The sequence below is a fragment of the Microvirga solisilvae genome, from assembly GCF_022808595.1.
Taxonomy (GTDB): domain Bacteria; phylum Pseudomonadota; class Alphaproteobacteria; order Rhizobiales; family Beijerinckiaceae; genus Microvirga; species Microvirga solisilvae.
The window spans coordinates 1-18774 of record NZ_JAKUCN010000012.1; the positions used below are offsets into that span (position 1 = coordinate 1).

An 18774-nucleotide genomic window follows, 5' to 3' on the forward strand; every position below is an offset into this window, starting at 1 on the left:
ACCGGGCAACCTTAGCCATGAGAGAGGACTTTTGTCAAGAACAAAAGAGGAACATGATCCACAGGCCGTCATCCCGGACGGCATAGCCGAGCCGGGATCGTGAGCCAGATGAGGCGCTGGAATACCTCTCCCGAGTGGGAGAGGTCGACGCACGGTAGTGCGGCGGGTGAGGGCATGCCCTTTCCGGACAGGGCATTCCCTCACCCCTGCCCCTCTCCCACCCGGGAGAGGGGAAAGCCAGCGCCTTCTCGTCACGCGATCCCAGGTTCTGCTGCGCCGTCCGGAATGACGTGGTGTGAAGCCCAGCCTCCTCCATTGACAGCCCGTCGCCGCTCCCTCATGCCAAAGCCATGCCGTTGACCGTTTCCTTCCGATCCTCCGGCGATGTCCTGGCCGACCGCCGCTATGAATATGCCAGCGCCGCTTTCGACGAGCGCGATTTCGAGGCCGCCGCCGATCTGGCGCGGCAGGTGCTGGAGCTTGCGCCGGATTTCGCTCCCGCTCAGGCGCTGCTCGGCCGTTCCGCAGCAGAGCTGAACCTGCATGACGAAGCCATCGAGGCTCTCAAGCGGGCTCTCGAATTGGAGCCCGACGACGTGCTGGGCGTGCGCGTCGATCTTGCCCGTCTCGGCGCGTTGCCGCAGGACGAGGCGATCACGGATGCTTACGTACGCGCGCTGTTCGATGATTACGCGCCCAAGTTCGACCGGCATCTCACCAAGAGCCTTGCCTATCGCGGACCTGAGCTGATCGCCGATGCGCTGCGTCGCGCCTGCTCCAAGAGCATCCGTGATTGTCGCTTCGGTCTCACCCTCGATCTCGGCTGCGGCACAGGATTGATGGGGCAGGCGCTCGATGGATTATGCGCATCGCTCATCGGCGCCGATCTCTCGCCGCGCATGCTGGAGAAGGCGGAAAAGACCAAGCTTTACGACGCGCTACACGAGGCGGAGCTTGTTTCGTTTCTGAAGGGGCGCAGCGACGGAGAAGCCGATCTCGTTGTGGCGGCGGATGTATTCGTCTACATGGCGGCGCTCGATGAAACGTTTCGCGAAACGAAGCGCGTGTTGAAGCGCGAAGGGCTCTTCGCCTTCACGGTGCAGGCGCATGAAGGCGATGGTTTTGTGCTGGGTGACGATGCGCGTTATGCCCATGGCGAGAGCTATCTAAGGAAGCTCGCCGAGGAGAACGGTTTGACGGTCGTGATCCTTGAGCGCGTGTCAACCCGGGAAGATCGCGGCGTTCCGGTTCCCGGCTTTCTCGCGGTGATGCAGCGCTGAGGCTGCAACGCTCGTTCATTCTCTGACCTCATCCTGAGGAGGTCGCATAAGCGACCATCTCGAAGGACGAGGGCGTCTCCAGTGTTCTCTGGAACCTCCTTCGAGACGCCTGCTGCGCAGGCTCCTCAGGATGAGGTTTTTGAGAGTTGGAGGCGGTTTATTCCGCAGGCTTCGACGGGTGCGGCGCGTCTTCGTAGCAGCCGACCACGGATTGATCGAAATCGATGATCGAGCCCGTCATCATGCCGGATTCCGTGCTGGTGAGGAACGCGACGGCACGCGCGACTTCCTTCGGATCGAGCAGGCGGCCGAAGGGCTGCTCCTTCTCGGCCTTTTCGAGCCAGCCATCCTGCGCGCCGTGATAGAGCCGCACGATCCTGTCTTCGCCAGGCGTGTTCATCCAGCCGATATTGAGGCCGTTCACGCGGATGCGCCAGGGCATGAGGCTGAAGGCAGCGTTCTTCGTCAATGTCGCAAGTGCGCCCTTCGAGCCGCAATAGGCGGAAATGAAGGGCTGGCCGCCATGGGCCGACATGGACAGGATGTTGACCATCGCGCCTTCAATCTTCTCGCGGCGCATGATCTTGGCGGCGTCCTGCATGAGGAAGAAAGGCGCACGCACGTTCACTGCGAACATCTGGTCGAAGAGTTCAGGCGTGGTGTCGAAGATCGTGCCGCGATCCGTGATGCCGGCGGCATTGACCAGCACGTGGACGCGCCCGAAGGCGCTGTCGGCACGAGCAACGACCTTGCGCGTATCGTCCATATTCGACAGGTCAGCTTTCACGAATTCCGTGCGGCAGCCCTGCGCTGTGAGATCGCGCGCGACGGCCTCGCCACGCTCCACGTTACGGCCGCAGATGACGAGGCCCGCGGCTCCGCGCTCGGCGAGCGTGCGGGCGATGGTTTCCCCGACGCCCTGGGTGCCGCCGGTAACCACGGCGACGGCGTTCTTGAACTGGGTGGAGTGAGACACGGCGTTTTCCTCGATGGTTTTTGATTTAAGCCAACCAGAGGCCATCTTCAGGGGAATGGCAAGCCGGCAAAGAATCGGTTCACACCTGAAATCGGCCTCCCATGGTGAAACCATTCCTTTGCGCCTATCTTAAAAAGGCATGTCGAAAGCGTCCGCATCCCTTCTCCCCAAGACCTTCCGGGACTGGTTCAAGAGCCGAGGCTGGCAGCCTCGCGAGCATCAGCTGCAACTCCTCGCCACGGCAAAGGCGGGCCGTTCCGTACTGCTCGTGGCGCCTACGGGCGCGGGCAAGACGCTGGCCGGCTTCCTGCCAAGCCTCGTGGAGCTGGCGGAGCGCGAGCCGCGCCGCAATACGGTGAAGGACAAGCGGGGCGTGCACACGCTCTACATCTCGCCGCTCAAGGCGCTCGCCACCGACATCGCCCGCAACCTCGAAGCGCCGGTGGCCGAGATGGACCTGCCCATCCGCATCGAGACGCGCACGGGCGATACGCCCTCCCACAAGCGCGCACGGCAGATCGAGCGGCCGCCGGACATTTTGTTGACGACGCCGGAGCAGCTCGCGCTGCTGCTCGCCCACCGCGAGGCGACGGATTTCTTCAAGGATTTGCGCCGCGTCGTGCTGGACGAGCTGCATTCGCTCGTCACCTCGAAGCGCGGTGATCTTCTTTCTCTCGGCCTCTCCCGGCTGATGAGCCTCGCGCCACAGGCAACCGCCGTGGGCTTGTCCGCAACGGTGCGCGAGCCGGATGATCTGCGCCGCTATCTCGTGCCGCAACGCGAGGAGAAAGCGGACCTCGCCGATCTCGTGGTGGTGAAGGGCGGGGCGCAGCCCGACATCCGCATGCTCGAACTCGACGAGCGCCTGCCGCTCGCCGGTCACACAGCGTCTCTCTCGATGCCGGCGATCTACGATCTCATCCGCGCGCACAAGACGACGCTCGTCTTCGTCAATACGCGTCTTCAGGCAGAATACACCTTTCAGGAATTGTGGAAGCTCAACGAGGATGGGCTCGCGATTGCGCTCCATCACGGCTCCCTCGACGTGACGCAGCGCCGCCGCGTGGAAGAGGCGATGACGGCGGGAAAGCTCAAGGCCGTGGTCTGTACGGCGACCCTCGATCTCGGCATCGACTGGGGCGATGTGGATCTCGTGGTGAATGTGGGGGCGCCGAAGGGCGCCTCGCGCATCATGCAGCGCATCGGCCGCTCCAATCACCGCATGGACGAACCGTCGCAGGCCTTTCTCGTGCCCGCCAATCGCTTCGAGATTCTGGAATGCCGTGCGGCGTTGGATGCGGTTCACGAGGCGGCGCAGGATACGCCCGATGCGCGCATCGGCGCGCTCGACGTGCTGTGCCAGCATATTCTGGGCATGGCCTGCGCCGATGCGTTCAAGCTCGAAGACCTCTACGAGGAGGTGCGCTCGGCGGCGCCCTATGCCGCGCTCACGTGGGAGGATTTCGAAGCCTGCGTCGCTTTCGTCGCAACGGGCGGCTACGCGCTTCGCGCCTATGAGCGCTTCGCTAAGATCGTGAAGGGCAACGATGGCTTGTGGCGCGTGCGCGACGGCAAGGTGGCGCAGCAATACCGGCTCAATGTCGGCACCATCGTCGAATCCACCATGATCAAGGTGCGCCTCGGCAAGTCATCGCGCGCGAGGCCGGGATCGGTGCTGCCGCGTGGAAGAATTCTCGGCGAGATCGAGGAATACTTCGCGGAGACGCTCACACCCGGCGATACCTTTCTCTTCGCAGGCGAGGTGCTGCGCTTCGAAGGGATCGCGGAAGACGAAGTGCTGGTGACACGCGCGGCCTCCGGCACGGACCCGATGATCCCGTCCTATGAGGGCGGCAAGTTTCCGCTCTCCACCTTTCTCGCAGCGCGCGTGCGCGCGATCCTCGCCGATCCCTTCGAGTGGGACCGCCTGCCCCCGCAGATGACGGAATGGTTGTTGCAGCAGCGACGCCGCTCCATCGTGCCGGGGCCGCGCGATCTTCTGGTCGAAACCTTTCCGCGCGGCAATCGCTTCTACATGACCTGCTTTCCCTTCGAGGGACGGCTCGCGCACCAGACGCTGGGCATGCTGCTCACGCGCCGGCTGGAGCGCGCCAAGCTGAAACCTCTCGGTTTCGTCGCCAACGATTACGGCATCGCGATCTATGCCTCGGGCGACATCGCCGCGCGGGTGGCGCGGGAGCCCGGCTTCCTGGACGAGCTGTTCTCTGAGGACATGCTCGGCGACGACCTGGAGGATTGGCTTGCCGAATCCGCGCTCATGAAGCGCACCTTCCGCCAATGCGCCGTGATCGCGGGCCTCATCGAACGCAAGTTCCCGGGAGAGAAGAAGACCGGCCGTCAGGTCACGATCTCCACCGATCTCGTCTATGACGTGTTGCGCAAGCACGAGCCGGACCATGTGCTCTTGCGCGCCTCGCGGGCGGATGCGGCAACGGGACTCCTGGACGTGAAGCGCCTCGGCATGATGCTTGAGCGCATCCGGGGGCGAATCATCCACAAGCCGCTCGACCGGGTTTCTCCCTTGAGCGTGTCCGTCATGCTGGAGATCGGCCGCGAGCGCGTCTATAGCGACAATGCGGACGAGATTCTGGCCGAGGCGGAAGCAGCGCTTCTCGACGAGGCTTTGGCGTGACAGCATTGCGGAAGACCACACAGGCAACCCACGAGATCGAGCTTTCGGGGCAGCTGGCCCTCCTGGACCTCTCCGGGGGGCTGTACCTGCCTGCGCATGACGCGCTGCTCGTGGCGGATCTTCATTTCGAAAAGGGGTCGTCCTTCGCGCGCCGGGGCATGATGCTGCCGCCTTACGACACGCGCGAAACCTTGAGCGCACTGTCAGACGTGGTGTCACGCTTCAGCCCTCGCGTGGTCATCGCGCTCGGTGACAGCTTTCACGACATCGGCGGGCCTGATCGTCTTGGGCAGGAAGAGCGCTCCACATTGGAGAGCGTCCAGAGCGGTCGCGACTGGGTCTGGGTCACCGGCAATCATGACCGCATCCTGCCCGACAGCATCGGCGGCGAGGTTTTGGAGGAAGTCACGCTCGGCTCGCTCACCCTGCGCCATGAACCCGCCGCCGGAGAGCAGGCGGAAATCGCGGGTCATCTTCATCCAGTCGGCAAGGTGGTGATGCGCGGGCGGGCCACGCGTCGCCGCTGCTTCCTCACCGATGGCAAGCGCTGCGTTATGCCGGCGCTCGGCGCTTATGCGGGCGGCCTCAATGCCTGCGACGCCGCCTTCAAGCCACTCTTCCCAAAAGGCTTCACCGCGCATCTCATCGGCACGGAGCGCATCTTCGCCATCGCCAGGACGATGCTCTGCCGGGATTGATCCGGCGCTGCGTCAGTTGAGATCCAATGTCCTGAGAACGTCCAGAACCTGGTTCTGCACGGTGCTGCTCAAGGGAAGAATCGGGCGGGGCGGCTGCTTTTGCGAGAGGCCGAGAAGATTGACGGCCGCGTAAACGACTCGAAGGCTGCCGTGCTCCATGAAGAGCTTCCACAAGGGCTGCAAGCGCGCGTCGAGCATGCGTGCTTCATCGGCCTGCCCGTTCTGAATCGCGCGAACGATCCTCAGACATTCGGAAGGGAACAGGCCGCCCGCCACCGAGTACCAGGTCGTGCCTCCGGCGATCATGGCCTCGGTCGCGTTCCAGTCGCCGCTATAGCCGATGGAGAAACCGTCGGCGACCTTTGCGCGCAACGCAGGCAGTTCATGGGCTGCTGTGAGGGCATCCGACGTGGGATTCTTGATGGCCCTGATGTTCGGGACTTCGCTCAATCGCGCGATCAGATCGGCGCTGAACGTGAATCGCGTTGTCGTGGGATTGTTGTAGATACAGATGGGCAGGCCCACTTCCGAGGCGATGGTCTTGTAATGGACGAAGACCTCTTCTTCCGTGAGAGGCGTGTACGAGACCGGGGCCAGAAGGGCGGCGTCCGCTCCCGCTTCCTTCGCGTCTTGCCCCAGCCGGATCACTTCCGACGTCCGCAACGCCCCGATGCCCACGATGACGGGGACTGCGCCACTCACCTCATCGATGGTCGCTTCGATGGCCCTGCGCCTCTCGTCGCGGCTGAGATAGGGGTATGAGCCGGTGCTTCCGAGCAAGCCGATGGAATCGACGCGGGCGTTCTTCAGGCGCCTGATCAGCGCCACAAGATCTTTCACATCGACATGCCCCTCCTCGTCGGCGGGGGTGATGGGAAAGGCGGAAAGACCTTTGAAAATCATGGGCGAGGCTCGATTGCGCGAGAGAACATGAAACCATGTTATTCTCTTTTGCCACAGGACCTCAAGGGCGGCTTCGAAGATTTCCTGGCTCCAAGGAGACGCGTCAATCCCGCCGGAAAATCACGTTGGCGAGCCAGCCGAAGAAGATGGCGATGAGCGCCGTGGCGAGACCATAGGAAAGCGACCAGTCACGGGCCACGAAGCCGACCTGTTCCTCGAAGCCCGTCTTCACCAGCTCGAAATGCGTGAGCGTTTTCGCCAGGATCACCGTGTCGGCGAAGAGCGTGACTTCCACGTTGTAGTCGCCGGGCGGGGCGGTGGCCGGCAGCGGAATGCTGGCTCGGAAGATGTCGGGCGTGAGAAAGGTCGCGCCGCGCTCGTCTTCCAGATAGAGCCCTTCCTGCGCCTTGATGCGGTAGAGCGCATCGCGAAAATCCTTGTCGGCTCCGCCACGCGTGTTGGTGAAGTCCGGCGCGTTGATGATGGCGCGCAGGCCGATCTTCTGACGCTGGCGCAGCTGGATGCTCGTGATCTCGGTGATGGGCCGCGAGGTCAGGACGCTCAAATAAGCAGGCGCCAGGGGAAATTTCTGCTGCTCCTGGTTGATCCAGATCGGCCCCAGCTTCTCCTTCTCGCGAACCACCAGGAACTGGTTCGGTCCGCGCACCGTGACGACCACGTCGTAGCCTGTCGCGCGGGCGACCGTCTGCGCATCGCGCTCGATGGCGCCGAACACGGCAATGGACGTTCCCGTGTAGTTGGAATTGATCAGGACGCGGTGATTGGAGAGCGACGTGATCAGGGATTCCGCCGAAGCGGAGGTCATGGAGAAAAGCGCGATCAGGAGGAAGAGGAGCGTTCTCACTGGCGCACCTCCTGCACGGTGATCGAGAAAGGATCCTCCGGCTGGAGCACGAGTTCGAGCGCAAAGCGCAGGCCCACGGCCAGCAGCAGGATTGCGAGCAGGAAGCGGAACAGTTCGGCCCGCAGGTGCCGGCCCATGCGCGCGCCGAATTGCGCGCCGAAGACGCCGCCGATGATCAAGAGGATCGCCAGCACCATATCGACCGCCTGGTTCGTCACCGCATGGAGAATGAGGGCGACGAGGGTGGTGCAGACGATCTGGAACTGGGAGGTGCCGACCACCACGGTGGTGGGCACGCGGAAAACGTAGAGCAGCGCCGGCACCACGATGAAGCCGCCGCCGATGCCGAGCAGCGCGCCCGCAAAGCCGACGAAAAGCGACAGGCCGAGAACCGGGATCACGCTGATATAGAGCTTGGAGCGATAGAAGCGCATCCTGAGCGGCAGGCCGAGATAGGGCGCATGCTCGCCCGCATGCCGGCGCAGGCGCACGGTGCCGCCTTTGCGCTTCGTCCAGAACTCCCGAATGCTCTCTTTCAGCATCAGGCTGCCGACGACGGTGAACAGCGTCACGTAGGAAACGACGATCACGAGATCGAGCTGTCCCGCGCGTCTCGCCGCCGCGAAGAACCACACGCCCAAAGCTGAGCCGACAAAGCCTCCGGCCACGAGGATCGCCCCGAGCTTATGATCGAGCGCGTTGCGTCTCAGCGCGCCGAGCACGCTTGTGGTGGATGACGCAACGATCTGAGCCGATTGGGTGGCCACCGCCACGGCCGGCGGAATGCCGAGAAAGATCAGCAGCGGTGTCATGAGAAACCCGCCGCCGATGCCGAACAGTCCCGAGATGAAACCAACTGCCGCACCCATCCCGAGGATGAGAAGAACGCTGACAGGCATTTCGGCGATCGGCAGGTAGATTTGCAATCTCGGGGCTTCCTTGCCGGACTTCCTCAGGCCGTGGCAAGCACGGCGTTATGATATTGCTGCATGGAGTGCTTAAAGGACAAGCGATGAACGTAAGCTGACCGCTTCCGGTTCACTCCATCAACTCCTGTCGGCCGGGCTTTGCTCCGTGGCGGCTGTCTGTCCAATGCTGAAGACCGGCGTCTCGTTGGCCGTCGCATCCACGGGCCGGGGATGCCACTGCTCCACCGCAGCCTTGGCAGCCGACAGATCGGTCGCGTTCATGCGACCGGCAAGCTCGTCGCGCTTCTTGGCGGCATCCGCATCGCCCTGGGCGGCGACAATGGCGAACCACTTATAGGCCTTGGGCAGGTCCGGCTTGGTGCCGATACCGCGGGCCAGCAGAACGCCCATGTTGAATTGGCTGTCCCTGAGGCCGGCCTCCGCAGCTTCGCCGTACCAGCGCAGGGCCGCCGCGTAATCCGGCTTGCCGTTCCAGCCCGAGGCGAGAAGCGTGGCGAGGTTGTGCATGGCGCGGACATTGCCGCCCTGCGCCGCACGTTCGTACCAGGTCACCGCCTGCTTCGGATCGCGCCCGATGCCGATGCCCTTTTCCATGAGCATGGCGAGACGCTCCTGCGCCGGGGGCAGTCCCGCCTGGGCGGCGCGCTCGTAGAGATGAATGGCGAGGATCATGTCCTGCGGCATTCCGCGTCCCTCGGAGGCGCGGGCGGCGATGTCGTAGATCGCCGAGGCGTCACCCGCGAGGGCTGCCTGCCGGAGCGGGCCCGGAACCACATTCGGAATCTCGCCGACGGTTGCGGGATCGACCATGAATTTCGGCGCGGCGGACGCGGACACGGCGGGTGTCGGCGTCATCAGGCTCGAGGGCTGGAAGATGTCCGCTTTTTCCGGCGCGGGAGCGATGCTCCCCGTCTGCGTGGTTTCCTCGTGAGGCTGGGCCTGCATCAGCGGCACAGGCGCCTTCTGCGCGGAGCGGAACGTTTCGATCATCGCGATCGGGGAGGGAACGAGACCGCTGGAGATGACCTGTGCTGTTCCCGCAGCGAGGATTACGAAGCCCAGGCCAAGGAGCAGTGATTGGCGATGCGCGTCGAGGCTGCGGCGGATGCGGGCGAGGAGGGAGGCCGGAGAGGCTGGTGTTTCCTCGTTCGTCTCATCCGCATCGACGCTGTCATTCTCGACACTTGCGGTGTCTTCGTCCGTGGGCTGTGTGGTGAAGGACGGTTCAATCCGGTCCGCTTGCGCGGCGCGGCGCGCGGCGGCGATGAAGCCGGCGCGCATCGTGCCGAGATCGGCATCATCGATAACGGGCGTGCTCACGACGATTTCGGAAGTGACCTTCGGCTCTTCGGCTTCGTCGGGACGGGATGTGGTCACTTCCTCGATCTGGGACAGGGTGACCGCGTGCAGACGGCGCACGGCGGCCTCCAGGCGGTCGGCCGCATGCGTCGGCTCGGGCGAAGCGGAGAGGATTGCCTGCGAGATCGGACCTGCCGATTGCGCAGTGGCAACTTGCTCCGGGAAGCGGGTGATGAGCGTTTCGAGCGCGTCGTGAACGGCGCGCAGGGTTTCCTGCGTCTTCTTGTCGGCGCGGCTCTGCAGTGCCTTCAGCTCGACGAAGCCCTGCTTCAGTACATCGAGATCGCCGGCATCAGGAAGATTGCTTTGAATGCCGTTCAAGGCCACCTTCGCCGCGCGCTCTGCGATGTCGGCGGCATCGTTCTGCAGATTACGGAAATGACTCGTTGCCTCGTCGAGAACCTTCTGCATCGGCTCATCGGACTTTTCCGCAAGACGCTCCGCAAGCGATGTGATCTGCTGCTCCAGGGCATCGAGGCTCAGGGGCTTGAGCGGCACGCGGTCGAGCTTTTCGTCGATCGTGCGCAGCATCGTCTCCACCGAGGAGGTGTCGGGCTGCCGACCGACCTGACGCAGCTGCTCGTCGATCCTGTCGAAACGCTCCATCAGGGGCTCGTGAGAAGGAGCCTCCTTGTCGGCGACGCGCTGAACCTGCGCGGAGAGACGCGCGATCATGTCGTGAAGCGCATCGTTCTGCTGCAGGCGGTTTTCGGATAGGCCCGCCATGCGCTCTGTCAGCAGTGCGAGCTGATCGGTGATCGGATCGAGATCGACAGCCTCGGGCGCGGGCCTGTTCGCGAGTTCCGCGAGGTTGCGACTCATGCCTTCGAGCCGCTGCGGCACGTCACTGGATTCCTGCGCAGCGACAGTGCGGTTGAGAGCGGCGCAAACATTTTCCAGCGAAGACTTGAGCGCCGAGAAATCGTTGCGTCCCACCTGATGCTCGCGCATGTCCGCGATCTGGCGGCCGAGATTGGCGATCTCCGCCGACAAATGCTCGATCTGGCGCGGCTCGGCGCGCTGCGACAGGTCGTGGCGCATGTCCACGATCTGGCTGCTCAGGAAATCGATCACGGTCCGATCGACGCCGGTCTCGGACATGGTCTCGATCTTTGCCTTCAGCCCGTCGAGTTCGCGGCCGAGCTTTCCATGAAGACCTTCGCTCAATTCGTCGGAGAGCGTCTGAATCTGGCGGTAGAGAGCGGCAGTCGATTGCGCGAGGATCAGAAGGTCCTTGCCGGCGACGCCCTGGCTTACATCCTTGGCGATGTTCTTCAAGGCATGATCGAGATTGGCGATTTCGTCGCGGGTGACGAGGGCGTCCATGCTGGCGCGAAGCCGCTCGATCTCTCCGCTGATCGCGCTGACGGCGGGCATCCACGAGGTGTCGGCGCGCTCCATTGTTGCCTGGCGCTCGACCGTGTCGATGCGGCCCTTCAGCGTAGTAAGTGCCTGGGAGAGGGCGGTGGCCATGCGGTCGTGATGATGGGCCGAGCTGCGGGCTGTCTCGTTCAGGCGCTCCTCGGTCTGCTCGATCCAGGTCGCCATGGACTCCAGCGCGATGGCGGTGCGGGAGGCGTGGTCCTGGACCTGAGCTTGAGCCTGACGCTCGCTCTCGGCCTTGACCGCCGACATCAGGGTCTCGAACGTGCGCTCGAGCTCGGGGCGGGCGGGCTTCTCCTCTCGGGTCGGGGGCAGGCGCTTTTCGTCCTTGGCGGCAAGGATCGCGGCGGCCCATTCCTCGAGGCTCAATCCGGCCCGGCGGGCGGCGGCTCTGGCCAACTCACGGGCATCGAGGTCCAGCTCGTCAGGATTCGATAGGACGGGTTGTCTCATGGCCGTGCTCGCGGGGGATACTGGAACTCACTCAGCCGGTTGAAAGCCCCCTGCATTCAGCCCGCCGCGATGGCCGAAAACCTAGAATTGAGGCGAATCACTTGGCCTCCAGGTCTTCGAACCGGTGACGCAATTTTCAGCGAGCGTAGTAAAAAACCCGTTAAGCGAAGGGCCTTAGCCCCCAAAGCCCCCTCTGAACGGGGAGCTTTCCCTTAAGTTCAGCGCAAGAAAAACGGGTCTTGGTTGCTTGGAGGGGCAATGTGCTTTGAAACACTTGCAACCAAGATGTTGTGTGTTCTATCATAACATTACAAATGGAACGCTGGGGTTTTCCTAGCAAAAGAACAAACAACGGACGGGGGTTTAGTTTGATGAACCAAAATGCAGCTGGTTCCAATCCCAATGAGACGGGCGACGGCGCCAAGTCTTTCACGATCGGCGATCTCGCCCGCGAATTCGGCGTGACGCTTCGCACTCTGCGCTTCTACGAGGACCGGGGTCTTCTTTCTCCGCGCCGCGACGGCACCGCCCGCATCTACGATGCCCGCGACCGTGAGCGCCTGTCGGTCATCCTGAAGGGCAAGCAGCTCGGCTTCACCCTCACCGAGATCCGCGCCATGCTGGCCGAGGAGCGCTCGGGCAACGGCCCGGCCATGAACCTCAAGCTCTCCCTCGATCAGGTCGAAGACCAGATCCGTCATCTCGAGCAGCAGAAGATCGAGATCGAAGAGGCTCTGAAGGAGCTCAAGGCCCGCCGCGCCAGCCTGGCCGCCGCGGCTTAAGCCAGCCTGCACTTCCTTTCAGGCAACTGCTTCAAGGGCTCCCCTCGGGGAGCCCTTTTGCTTTGGGGCTGGGCGGCAGCTCGATGACCGACTTTCGTCTGTGTCAGGCGAGATTTTGCGCCCTACCTCTTCCCAAAAGGAACAGATAGTTTATATGTGAACTATCTGTTGGGTCGGATACCCTGAAATGGGTGTGGCCCGTGCTGATTGCGGAGGATGCGCGAATGCCGGTTTACAAGGCCCCTGTCGAAGACGTCATGTTCCTGCTGAACGATGTCTTTCCCATCGAGCGCCACAACAACCTGCCCGGCTTTGCCGATGCGACCCCCGATGTGGTGGAGGCGATCCTCTCTGAGGGTGCGAAGCTCTGTGAGGAGGTCTTCGCGCCGCTCAACCTCTCCGGCGATCAGGAAGGCTGCACCCGCAACGCAGACGGCTCCGTGACGACGCCGAAGGGTTTCAAGGACGCTTATGAGGCTTATGCCTCCGGCGGCTGGATGGGTCTGTCCGTGCCGGAGGAATTCGGCGGGCAGGGGCTTCCCTCGCTGCTCAACACCATCATGCAGGAATTCGTCTCCTCGTCGAACCTGGCTCTCGGCATGTATCCGGGGCTGACGCAGGGCGCGATCGCGGCGCTGCTGGTGCACGGCACCGAGGAAGTGAAGCGCACCTATCTGCCGAAGATGGTCGAGGGTGCATGGACCGGCACCATGAACCTCACCGAGCCCCATTGCGGCACGGATCTCGGCCTGCTCAAGACCAAGGCCGTGCCGAACGGCGACGGCTCCTATGCGATTTCCGGCACCAAGATCTTCATTTCCGCCGGCGAGCACGACATGGCGGAGAACATCGTGCATCTCGTTCTCGCGCGCATCGAAGGCGCGCCCGCCGGCACGAAGGGCATTTCGCTCTTCGTCGTGCCGAAGTTCATCGTGAGGGATGACGGTTCGCTGGGTGACAGGAACGGCGTGTCCTGCGGCTCGCTCGAGCACAAGATGGGCATTCACGGCAACGCCACCTGCGTCATGAATTACGACGGTGCGAAGGGTTGGCTCGTGGGCGAGGAGAACCGTGGTCTCAATGCCATGTTCGTGATGATGAACGAGGCGCGCCTCGCTGTCGGCGTGCAGGGTCTCTCGCAATCCGAGGTCGCGTATCAGAACGCTGTGGCCTATGCGAAGGACCGCCTGCAGGGCCGCGCGCTCACCGGCGCGAAATTCCCCGACAAGCCCGCTGATCCGATCATCGTTCATCCGGACGTGCGCCGCACGCTTCTGTCCATCAAGTCGTTCAATGAAGCGGCGCGCGCGCTCGTCGTGTGGACGGGCCTCAACAGCGACATCGCGCATCGCTCCTCGGACGACAAGGAGCGCCAGACCGCCGAGGATTACATGGGTCTTTTGACGCCCGTGGTGAAGGGCGTGCTCACCGATCTCGGTTTCGAGAATGCGGTAAAGGCGCAGCAGATGTTCGGCGGCCACGGCTATATCGAGGAATGGGGCATGTCGCAATTCGTGCGCGATGCCCGCATCGCCATGATCTATGAGGGCGCCAACGGCATCCAGGCCATGGATCTCGTGGGCCGCAAGCTCGGCAAGGATGGCGGCCGCGCCATCATGGCCTTCTTCAACGAGGTCGGTGCGTTCTGCCAGGAGAATGCGAATGATGAGAGCCTGAAGGGCTTCATCGCGCCGCTCCAGCAGGGCCTCGGCCATCTGCAGCAGGCCACCATGTGGTTCATGCAGAACGCCATGGCAAAGCCCGACAATGCAGGCGCCGGCGCCACCGACTACATGCATCTCTTCGGCACGGTTGCCTTGGGCTACATGTGGGCCAAGATGGCGAAGGCCGCGCATGCGAAGAAGGCGCAAGGCAACAGCGTGGCTGAAAAGATGGATGCGAAGCTTCTGACGGGCCAGTTCTTCATGGAGCGCATGATGCCGGAAACGGGCGTGCGACTGGCGCGGATTTCCTCCGGCGCGGACGTCACCATGGCGATGCCGGCAGAGGCTTTCTAACCAACAAGCGTCATCCCGGCCGAAGCGCCGGGATCGCGCGACCAGTGAAACGCCTAATTCTGAAAACGATCCCGGGTCACGCTTCGCTTGCCCGGGATGACGCCAAATAAATCCAGGAGGCCACGATGGCCGATGCATTCATCTACGACGCCGTTCGCACCCCGCGTGGACGCGGCAAGCCGGACGGCTCGCTTCACGAGGTGCCGGCGGTCGATCTCGCCGTCACCGCGCTCGACGCGATCCGCAAGCGTAACGATCTCGATCCCATCCTGGTGGAGGACGTGGTGCTCGGCTGCGTCGATCCCATCGGTGAGGCGGGTGGCGACATCGCACGCGCGGCGGCGTTGAAGGCAGGCTTCGGCAAGGAAGTGCCCGGCGTGCAGATCAACCGCTTCTGCGCCTCGGGTCTCGATGCGGTCAATCTCGCCGCCGCGCAGGTGATGTCCGGCATGAAGGATGTCGCCATCGGCGGCGGCGTCGAATCCATGAGCCGCATCGGCATGGGCGCATCCGGCGGCGCATGGCCTGTCGATCCCGGCATCGCCATTCCCACTTACTTCCTGCCGCAAGGCATCTCGGCGGATCTGATCGCCACCAAATACGGTTTCACGCGCGATGACGTGGATGCCTATGCGGTCGAGTCGCAGAAGCGCGCGGCGAAGGCCTGGGACGAGGGGCGTTTTTCCAAATCCATCGTGCCGGTGAAGGACGTGAACGGCCTCACCATCCTGGCAAAGGACGAGCATATGCGTCCCGGCACGGACATGCAGTCGCTGGGCCAGCTCAAGGCTGCCTTCGTGCAGATGGGCGAGATGGGCGGTTTCGATGCGGTGGCGATTGCAGCCCATCCGGATGTGGAATTCATCGACCACGTGCACCATGCAGGCAACTCGTCCGGCATCGTGGATGGTGCCGCCGCCGTGCTCGTCGGCTCGAAGGAGGGCGGCGCGAAGATGGGCGTGAAGCCCCGCGCGCGCATCAAGGGCTTTGCCTCCATCGGTTCCGATCTCGCACTCATGCTCACCGGCCCCATCGACGTGTCGGAACTTGCTTTGAAGAAAGCCGGCATGACGAAGGACGATATCGACCTCTTCGAGATCAACGAAGCGTTCTCCTCCGTGGTGCTGCGCTACATCCAGGCGCTCGATCTCGACCCGGCAAAGGTCAACGTGAATGGCGGTGCCATCGCCATGGGTCATCCGCTCGGCGCGACGGGTGCGATGATCCTCGGCACGGTGCTCGACGAGTTGGAGCGCACCAACAAGCAGACGGCCTTGATCACGCTCTGCGTCGCCGCCGGCATGGGCACGGCGGCAATCATCGAGCGCGTTTAGCGTATACGCAAGCATCCTCATCCTGAGGAGGCGCGAAGCGCCGTCTCGAAGGACGAGGATGCGGATCCAGAGAACACTGGACCATCCTTCGAGACGCCCGCCAAGGCGGGCTCCTCAGGATGAGGTCCGAGGGAGGATGAAATGAACTTCACCAATTTCCGCTTCGAGATTGACGGCGACGGGACCGCGCTCGCGACCTGGGACATGCCGGATCGTTCGATGAACGTCATCACCCCGCAGGTGATGGACGAGCTGTCGCAGATCATCGAGAAGGTTGCTTCCGACGAGGCCATCAAGGGTTGCGTCATCACATCGGGCAAGGAATCCTTCTCCGGCGGTGCCGACCTCACCATGCTGCAATCCTCCAACGCGGAGTTCATGCGCGTTGCGAAGGAGAAGGGCGAAGAGGCAGCCAACACGTTCCTCTTCGAAGAGTCGCGGAAACTCTCGCTGCTCTATCGCCGCCTCGAGACCTGCGGCAAGCCGTTTGCCGTTGCCATTCACGGCGTGTGCCTCGGCGGTGCGTTCGAGCTGGCGCTCGCCTGTCATTTCCGCGTGCTGTCGGATGTGGATTCCACCCGCGTCGGTCTCCCCGAGGTGAAGGTGGGTCTCTTCCCAGGTGCGGGCGGCACACAGCGCGTGGCACGCCTCATGCAGACGGGCGATGCGCTGCAGATGCTCTTCAAGGGCGAGCAGCTTCGTCCGCTCATGGCGCGCAATATGGGCCTGGCGCACGCGGTCGCGCCGCGTGAAGGGATCGTGCAGACGGCGAAGGATTGGATCAAGAACGGCGGTTCTGCCGTCGCACCGTGGGACCAGAAGGGCTACAAACTTCCCTCCAACAAGGTGTTCTCCGCTGCCGGCATGCAGATCTGGCCTCCGGCTAATGCCATCTATCGCCGCGAGACGCAGGATAACTATCCGGCGATCCGCGCGATCCTGGAGACGGTCTATCAGGGCCTGCAGCTTCCGATGGATCTCGCCTTGAAGGTGGAGTCGCGCTGGTTCGCCAAGATCCTGCGCTCGAAGGAAGCGGCGGCGATGATCCGCACCCTGTTCCTGTCCATGCAGGACCTGAATAAGGGCGCTCGTCGTCCGAAGGACATAGCCCCGACCTCGATCAAGAAGGTTGGCGTCGTCGGCGCGGGCTTCATGGGCGCGAGCGTCGCTTACGTCACCGCCAATGCGGGCCTTCAGGTCGTACTGATCGACCGCGATGTGGAAGCGGCGGAAAAGGGCAAGGCCCATTCGCACAAGCTCATGTCCGACCAGATCATGAAGGGCCGCGCCAAGACGGCGGATCGTGATGCGCTGCTGGAGCGCATCCGGACATCCGCCGATTACAGCGATCTTGCCGATTGCGATCTCGTCATTGAAGCCGTGTTCGAAGATCCCAAGGTGAAGGCCGAGGTGATCCAGAAGGTGGAGGCCGCGATCCGCCCAGATTGCATCTTCGCGTCGAACACCTCGACACTGCCAATTTCGGGCCTCGCCGAGAACTCGAAGAATGCGGGCCAGTTCATCGGCATCCACTTCTTCTCGCCGGTCGAGAAGATGATGCTGGTCGAGATCATCATGGGCAAGGAGACGGGCGACAAGGCGCTGGCCACCGCGCTCGATTATGTGCGTCTCATCAAGAAGACGCCGATCGTGGTCAACGACTCGCGCGGCTTCTTCGCCAATCGCTGCGTGCTGGCCTATATCCTCGAAGGCCATCTCATGTTCACGGAAGGTCTGCCCGCCGCCATGATCGAGCAGGCGGGCAAGCAGGCCGGCATGCCGGTCGGTCCGCTCTCGCTGAACGACGAAGTGGGCGTCGATCTGGGCTTGAAGATCCTCAAGGCCACGAAGGCGCAGTTGGGCGAAAGCTCAATCGTGCCGCAGCAGGAAGTCCTGCTCACCGCTCTCGTGGAAAAGGAAGGCCGCCTCGGCCGCAAGAACCGGAAAGGGTTCTACGATTATCCGGAAAGCGGGCAGAAGCGCCTGTGGTCTGAGCTGAAGAACCTGCAATCCAAGCATGTAGAGCCCGAGCTCGTCGACATGCAGGAATTGAAGCAGCGTCTTCTCGTGACGCAGGCGTTGGAGGCTGCGCGCACCTTCGAGGAAGGCGTGATCACCGATCCGCGCGAGGCGGATGTGGGCTCCATCCTCGGCTTCGGCTTCGCGCCCTACACGGGCGGCGCGCTCTCCTATATCGACTTCATGGGTGCGAAGGCCTTCGTGGAATTGTGCCGCAAGCTTCAGGAAAAGCATGGCGACCGTTTCGCGCCGCCGAAACTGCTCCTCGATATGGCGGCCAGCGGCGAGACCTTCTATGGCCGCGCCGCGGCGAAGAAGGCTGCGTAAGGAACGCTCCTCGTCATCCCAGGCTTGTTCCGGGGATGACGATCACAGCTGCTCTGCCCTCATCCTGAGGAGCCGCGAAGCGGCGTCTCGAAGGATGGTTCAGTGCTCTCTGGAACCTCCTTCGAGACGCAGACTGCGTCTGCTCCTCAGGATGAGGTGTGAGAGAGATCGGGATGGCCGGGACAAGCCCGGCCATGACGCATTGTGAGCATCTCACGAAAGAGACCCTCATGAATCTTTGGCTCCGCCTCCTACACCTCCTCATCGCATCGTTCTTCCGAACGAAGCTCGATCCGGTGCGGGATGTGTCGCGCTTGGGCTTCCGCGTGTGGCCGCACGATCTCGACACGTCTCTGCACATGAACAATGGGCGCTACTGGAGCCTCATGGATCTCGGGCGCAGCGACATCATGATCCGCTCAGGGTTGTGGCGTCCCATCCTCAAGCATGGCTGGGTGCCTGTGGTGAGCGCGGGGCAGATCAGGTTTCGTCGCGAGATGCGTCTGTTCCAGCCGTTCACGCTGGAGACGCGCATCCTCACCTGGTCCGAGGGCCATGTGGTGATGGAGCATCGTCTGGTCTCGAAAGCCAGGGACGGCAAGCCTATTCTCAATGCCATCGCGCTCGTCAGGGCAGGGCTCTATGACCGGAAGGCGAGGAGCTTCGTACCCATGGAGCGTCTCATGGGCGAAATCGGCCTGGAAGCGCAGCCGCCGGAGGCCGCTCCTGAGGTGCAGGCCTTTCTTGATGCGGAAGAGACGTTGAAGAACGCGGCGTGATGGTCCAAGGTTAGGC

13 protein-coding genes are annotated in these 18774 nt (G+C 63.1%); 8 read left to right on the plus strand and 5 right to left on the minus strand.

Annotated features, from left to right (window positions below; all coding sequences use genetic code 11):
* Positions 1-350: 350 nt before the first annotated feature.
* Positions 351-1280 carry a class I SAM-dependent DNA methyltransferase gene (locus MJ639_RS17235; RefSeq protein WP_243375490.1) on the plus strand — a complete coding sequence of 310 codons (930 nt, stop codon included), beginning with the start codon at positions 351-353 and terminating at the stop codon, positions 1278-1280.
* 157 nt (positions 1281-1437) lie between these two features.
* Here the strand turns inward: MJ639_RS17235 and MJ639_RS17240 are convergent, their stop codons facing one another.
* Positions 1438-2256 carry an SDR family oxidoreductase gene (locus MJ639_RS17240; protein ID WP_243375493.1) on the minus strand — a complete coding sequence of 273 codons (819 nt, stop codon included), beginning with the start codon at positions 2254-2256 and terminating at the stop codon, positions 1438-1440.
* 139 nt (positions 2257-2395) lie between these two features.
* Between MJ639_RS17240 and MJ639_RS17245 the strand changes: the two genes are divergently transcribed.
* Entirely contained in the window at positions 2396-4909 is a 2514-nt protein-coding gene (locus MJ639_RS17245; protein ID WP_243375495.1) for a ligase-associated DNA damage response DEXH box helicase, read from the plus strand.
* Positions 4906-5607 (plus strand): ligase-associated DNA damage response endonuclease PdeM, encoded by a 702-nt coding sequence (pdeM, locus tag MJ639_RS17250; protein WP_243375497.1) that lies wholly within the window; start codon positions 4906-4908, stop codon positions 5605-5607. The genes MJ639_RS17245 and pdeM overlap by 4 nt, the downstream gene beginning before the upstream one ends.
* Positions 5608-5619: 12 nt before the next feature.
* On the opposite strand, the gene MJ639_RS17255 is transcribed toward pdeM, so the two are convergent.
* The 4 genes from MJ639_RS17255 to MJ639_RS17270 all read right to left on the minus strand — a co-directional run bounded on the left by MJ639_RS17255 (position 5620) and on the right by MJ639_RS17270 (position 11499).
* Positions 5620-6510 carry a dihydrodipicolinate synthase family protein gene (locus MJ639_RS17255; RefSeq protein WP_243375500.1) on the minus strand — a complete coding sequence of 297 codons (891 nt, stop codon included), beginning with the start codon at positions 6508-6510 and terminating at the stop codon, positions 5620-5622.
* A 103-nt stretch (positions 6511-6613) separates the two neighbouring features.
* Entirely contained in the window at positions 6614-7375 is a 762-nt protein-coding gene (locus MJ639_RS17260; protein ID WP_243375504.1) for a TIGR02186 family protein, read from the minus strand.
* On the minus strand, positions 7372-8301 hold the full coding sequence (locus MJ639_RS17265) for a sulfite exporter TauE/SafE family protein (protein WP_243375506.1): 930 nt from the start codon (positions 8299-8301) through the stop codon (positions 7372-7374). The genes MJ639_RS17260 and MJ639_RS17265 overlap by 4 nt, the downstream gene beginning before the upstream one ends.
* 120 nt (positions 8302-8421) lie before the next feature.
* Positions 8422-11499, minus strand: coding sequence for a hypothetical protein (locus tag MJ639_RS17270; protein ID WP_243375508.1), 3078 nt, complete (start codon positions 11497-11499; stop codon positions 8422-8424).
* Positions 11500-11870: 371 nt separating this feature from the next.
* Here MJ639_RS17270 and MJ639_RS17275 point away from each other — a divergent pair, with 371 nt between their 5' ends.
* The 5 genes from MJ639_RS17275 to MJ639_RS17295 all read left to right on the plus strand — a co-directional run bounded on the left by MJ639_RS17275 (position 11871) and on the right by MJ639_RS17295 (position 18758).
* Positions 11871-12281 (plus strand): MerR family transcriptional regulator, encoded by a 411-nt coding sequence (locus tag MJ639_RS17275; RefSeq protein ID WP_243375511.1) that lies wholly within the window; start codon positions 11871-11873, stop codon positions 12279-12281.
* Positions 12282-12505: 224 nt separating this feature from the next.
* The gene (locus MJ639_RS17280) at positions 12506-14299 is read left to right on the plus strand and encodes an acyl-CoA dehydrogenase C-terminal domain-containing protein (RefSeq protein WP_243375512.1); all 1794 of its coding nucleotides are present in this window, start codon (positions 12506-12508) and stop codon (positions 14297-14299) included.
* Between the two features lie 125 nt (positions 14300-14424).
* Positions 14425-15633: an acetyl-CoA C-acetyltransferase gene (locus tag MJ639_RS17285; RefSeq protein ID WP_243375515.1), complete on the plus strand. Its 1209-nt coding sequence runs from the start codon at positions 14425-14427 to the stop codon at positions 15631-15633.
* 141 nt (positions 15634-15774) lie between these two features.
* Complete coding sequence (locus tag MJ639_RS17290; RefSeq protein WP_243375517.1) at positions 15775-17979, plus strand: FAD-dependent oxidoreductase; 2205 nt, start codon at positions 15775-15777, stop codon at positions 17977-17979.
* Between the two features lie 230 nt (positions 17980-18209).
* The gene (locus MJ639_RS17295; protein ID WP_243375521.1) at positions 18210-18758 is read left to right on the plus strand and encodes a thioesterase family protein; all 549 of its coding nucleotides are present in this window, start codon (positions 18210-18212) and stop codon (positions 18756-18758) included.
* Positions 18759-18774 lie beyond the last annotated feature (16 nt).